This is a genomic window from Sphingomonas sp. LC-1, assembly GCF_025371035.1.
Lineage (GTDB): Bacteria > Pseudomonadota > Alphaproteobacteria > Sphingomonadales > Sphingomonadaceae > Sphingomonas > Sphingomonas sanguinis_E.
In genome coordinates, this window is the sequence record NZ_JANZXB010000037.1 from 1 (window position 1) to 4,106 (window position 4,106).

The 4,106-nt window shown below is 59.5% G+C and carries 2 protein-coding genes; both read right to left on the reverse strand.

The genetic code is table 11. From position 1 onward, the window contains the following. Positions 1 to 63: 63 nt before the first annotated feature. A complete protein-coding gene (locus NZL82_RS19635) occupies positions 64 to 930 on the reverse strand; it encodes a recombinase family protein (protein ID WP_006961816.1) in 867 nt (288 codons plus the stop codon). Between the two features lie 142 nt (positions 931 to 1,072). Further along, positions 1,073 to 3,982, reverse strand: coding sequence for a Tn3 family transposase (locus tag NZL82_RS19640; RefSeq protein WP_006961814.1), 2,910 nt, complete (start codon positions 3,980 to 3,982; stop codon positions 1,073 to 1,075). Positions 3,983 to 4,106: the final 124 nt, after the last annotated feature.

A 4,106-nucleotide genomic window follows, 5' to 3' on the forward strand; every position in this document is an offset into this window, starting at 1 on the left:
GGCCCAGTCGGCCCGAAGCTGCGATTTTGGCCATGTTGAAGAACAAAGATTGAACATGGCGATCTACCAGGCTCGCTCTTGTCCTCCAATCTCGTAAACATCGGTCTCGATCGAGCACCTGTAGCTCTCTGCGATGTTGAACATCTCTGTCTGGAGAGATGCGATCTCATCATCGAGGCTGACGCCATCGGCACCCTGATCATAGGCGACGGTCAGCGTGTAATCGCAGTTCCCGGTCTTTTGCATCTGGTAATCCCGCTCCAGCATCGCCTCAATGCGCTCGCGAGCGGGCTTTCTGCCACGACCATGCTTGTTGAAGTTCTCGATGGTCAGATGCAGGGCGATGGTGACAGAAGGCGGCTTTTCCGGCAGCCCGATCCTTGAAGGAATGACGTCAAGCGCCCGATAGACGGTCATTCTTGAGATCTTGAGGTCGCGCGCGACGCTGGCCTTGCTCGCGCCGGCGGTGATCCGGCGTCGGATTTCATCGTCATCGATGTTTTTCTTCCGGCCTTTGTAGACGCCTTCGGCGCGCGCCGCCTCGATCCCGGCGCGCTGCCGGTCCTTGATGAACGTCAGTTCCATGTCCGCGACCATGCCCAGAATGGTGATCACCATCCGCCCCATGCTTCCGGCCGTCGTCACCTCCGGCTCAAGCACCCGCAATGAGGCTCCCTTCTGGTCGAGTTCATGAACCAGATTGAGAACATCGCGTGTGGAGCGACCGAGCCGATCGAGACGCAGGACGACGAGTTCGTCATCGGCGCGCAGGAACTGCATGATCGTCTCAAGCTCCGTGCGTCCAGTGCGCGATGCGCCCGAGCCTGTTTCGGAGCGGAGGATTTCACAGCCCGCTGCCTTCAACCGGGCAACCTGGATGTCGAGATCCTGGTCGATGGTGCTGACGCGGGCGTAGCCGACGCGGGTCATGGGCAAATCCGTCACATTAGGGTGGCTTTGCCCTCGTACAGTAACATTGGTGACGGAACCACCCTTTTGTGACATGTCGTATATGTCACTTCCGATCGTCACGTTCGGGTGCACCCAAATGGTGCGAGCGGAAAGGCCCCGGTCAGGCAGCAAGCCGCCCAAAATCGATCCGGCTATTCAGATCGAGGTCGAAGCGGCCATAAGGATTGACGTGGCTGTAAATCAGCGGTGTGAGGCCGCGATAATCATCCGGCGTCATCCGGCCCGTCCATTTCGGTTCCACCAGCACGCTCTGAAGCATTCGGGTGTTCACATAGACAAGCGACGCTTGCAGCAAATGTAGCGCCAGGACCGAGAGCTGCTGCTCATCGATGCGGTTAGTGGCGATCTCGCCGCCCTTGCCGAAGAAAACGAACCCATTGGCACTGTTCCAGTTTTCAACGACATTCAGGCCTTCATGAATTTCGCGGCGGAAGGACTCCTCGCGCAGATACCGGCACAGGAAGATCGTCTTGACCGCGCGGCCCAGCTCACTCAACGCCTTGTAGGTCGGGTGCATCACCTCGGAGCGGCTAAACCGGCGCAGGATCGCCTCCGGGTCGGCGGTTTTTGTCTGCATCGCGGCTGCATATTTGACCATCTCGTCATATTGCTGCTCGATCTCATCCCAGTTGATCGGACTGGAGAGGATCGGCTGCAAGTGGGGAAGCCGCGTTCGCATGCCGACATCGGGAAGAGCCAGCTTCTGGCGAGCGATCGCTTTCAGGCGGGGTGCAAGCTCAAATCCGAGAAGCCGGCAAAATGCAAAGCCAACCGCGCTTTGGCCATGACTATCAACATATTGTCGCTGGATTTCCATGTCGGTGCAATGGCGCAGCACGCCCTCGATCATGGAGGCGACCTCGGAGGAAGAGCAGCGCTTGAGCTGGGAATAGACGCATGTCGCGCGTCGTTCGACATGCCAGTAGATCATGACGCCCCGTCCACCATAACGCGCATGCCATTCCGTCATCAGGTTGCGATCCCAGGCTCCGAACTTTGTGGAATCTGACGCACAGGCCGTGCCGGCGTCCCCCCAGACTGCAGCATTGCGGATTGCCAGGGTCGCATTCGCAACCCTGGCACACGCCTCCTTGAGCGCCGCGGCATGAACGAAGCGGCGATGGACATGCAGCAGCTCTTCATAGCTGACATCGGGGGTGGCGCCGGCGATCCGCTTGAGCCCGGCATTCGTTCCCAGGCCGTAGAGGCATAGCAGGAGACGTTGATCCAGCGCGGTTTTCGGCAGTGCAACACGCGAGGCCGATGTTTCGAACGCTTCGAGAAGTCCCGTATCAAGGGCAGCCTCCTTCAGTACGTCGAGCAGCCCGGTCATCGGCCAGCGTTGGCCGATCTCGGTCTTGATCGAGGCGAGACCCCTGGGTTCGGGCAAGGGTTTGAACGGGGTGAGAGATATACGGTTCTCGCCGCGCCACAGCAGCCGAACCTTGTCGTTCCGGGGAATATTGGCATTGAGGAGCAACAGTTCCTGAGCAAGCTCTTCCCGGATGGCGCTTGAAAATGCACGCGCATCCGCCGTCAGGTTCAATCCTGTGTAATATGCTTCTCGCCGCGCATCGAAGTCCTTGGGAAGATCGTCATCGGGATTGCGGTATCGGTCCGCCCCGACAACCCAGATTTCCTTAGAACGGATGCGATCGCGCAGTTGCGCGAGGACACAAAGCTCATAACTGATCCGGTTTACGCGCCCCTCTTCATCAATGACGGAACTGCGCCATCTCGCCGGAATGACCTCGTCGACCGGCACTGCGTGCGGCGGCACGTAGCGGCATCCATCATCCACTTTGCTTCTGATCCAGTCCAGGGCCGCCAGCACCGGACGCCACACGGCGTTGTTCGACCGGAACTCCAGTGCCGAAAGCAGGCTTGGCAGCATACGGCGATAATGATTGGCCCATGACCTCCGCATCACCTTGTAGATCCGCCGATCCAAGGCGCCCTTTGCCTGGCTTTCCTTGATGATCGCCGCCAGTTTGTCCTTGCCGGCGATTGGGAAAATGACATCGCAGATGCGCCCGGATGGATCGTCGATCGAAGCGCTGGCAATCTCGACCAGGAGTCGCTCCTTGCCATAGACCCGCTCGATGTCTTTCGCGATATCGCCCACCACCTTGCGTTTCGAGCGCGATCCGATCTTATGGACCGTCTCGATCAGCAGGTCGACCATCGCATCCGTAAGCTGAGCTTCCCGCGCCATCAGATAAACGGCATAGAGCCCGAGCTGGCGCGCCGGTACATGCCGGCGCATCTCCGAGGCTTTCTCGCCGGCAACCCGGCGAACGATCTGATCGACCCATGCCTTGCCCGTGACCGATAGGAAATCTCGGGGAAGAGCAAGCCGTTGGATAAAGGCGAGTTTGGCGGTCACGCCAAGAATGTTTTCGAGCGTCGCCTGACCTGCATCCCCCTTCATCGTGTTGAAGCCGGTCGGGCCATCGGGATCGGCGAGCGAGGCTTCCAGCAAGGCGACCGCATCCGGCGCAAGCCGATCGCGGACTCGGGCCAACAGGGCCTCCAGATAGAGGTGTCGTTGCGAACGGACGAGGCGTTCCAGCTCCTTGCGCGACGGCCCATAGATACGGCGGTCGCGGCACCACAGGAAAACATGCTCGAGCATGGCATTGATCGGCTGCCCGCCCGCACAAAGATCGTCGGAAATCCACCTCGACAACGCCCTGCGATCCGTCTGCGTCATACGGCGGAACCCGAGATGCCGCAAAATCTCCGCGCAATGCCGGCGGGCGGTGCGCCCGGAAAAATCATAGTGGTTCACGGATTTGGCATCGAGACCAAGTTGCTCCGCCAGATACAAGACACCGTCGGAGGGTATCGACGCATGATCCGGCACAAAGAAGCCATGCCCGGCGAAAAATCTAAGCTGAACCGCCAATCCCAGTCGTGCCGTCTCCGCTTTGCCGGTCACGAACGCGATGTCCGAAAAACTCAGGCTCCAGGAGCCGATCAGATCCCCACTCGAAACGCCAAGGCTCATAACGCCGCTCCCTTATCGGAGCGGAACGTCGTTCCTCGCATGGGCGATCGTCAACAACAACCAGCCCGTTCCCGACGTGTTCTCCAAGATGACCAAAATCGCAGCTTCGGGCCGACTGGGCCAT

What these genes read in the sequence shown, in the direction of transcription:
- NZL82_RS19635 (WP_006961816.1), bottom strand. Translation starts at nt 930, where the DNA reads ATGACCCGCGTCGGCTACGCCCGCGTCAGCACCATCGACCAGGATCTC.
- NZL82_RS19640 (WP_006961814.1), bottom strand. Translation starts at nt 3,982, where the DNA reads ATGAGCCTTGGCGTTTCGAGTGGGGATCTGATCGGCTCCTGGAGCCTG.